The organism is Aquaticitalea lipolytica, assembly GCF_014641635.1.
Taxonomy (GTDB): Bacteria; Bacteroidota; Bacteroidia; order Flavobacteriales; family Flavobacteriaceae; genus Aquaticitalea; species Aquaticitalea lipolytica.
Window position 1 is genome coordinate 1 of record NZ_BMIC01000036.1, and the last position, 532, is coordinate 532.

Here is a 532-nt window from a genome sequence, read left to right on the forward strand (position 1 = left end):
AAGTGTTGATTTTGCTTCTAAGTAAAAACTTGAGTTCTGGTCCATCTCTGTTAGGGATAAAACCAGGCTGCATTTTCAGGGACTGATTATGTTCTACTATGTGTGTCATTATATATGTTTTAATTACTTTTTTTGATTAATGATATCTTGTAATGATCTTCAGTTCTTATATCTATTAGAAGTTTAGATCCTTTCTTAATTTTATTCTTTAAAATATATTCAGCAAGTTGTTCTCTGCTTTTATGTTCCTCTGTTACAGTAATTGGGTTTATATTACCATCCTCAAAAGCAATTTCAATTATTTTGGGTCTTTTAAAAACTACTATATCTCTGATTTGCTTTTCGACATTAGACAGGTACATGAGGTCTATATTTTTTTTGTTATCAAATTCTAATAATAAGATCTTTGATAATATTGGAACTATAGGGATACTAATCATTGACTTTTTGAGGTAGATACTATTCAATTCTAATATTAAGTCTTTCGGTTCATAATGAAATATGTAGTCATTAGTGTCGGGAACATAAAGGA

The 532-nt window shown here is 28.6% G+C and carries 1 protein-coding gene; it reads right to left on the bottom strand.

Going from position 1 to position 532, the window contains the following annotated elements; translation table 11 throughout:
• Positions 1-119: 119 nt before the first annotated feature.
• Positions 120-532: hypothetical protein (locus IEW41_RS14505; protein ID WP_188607092.1), on the bottom strand; the 413-nt coding region annotated here is incomplete at its 5' end.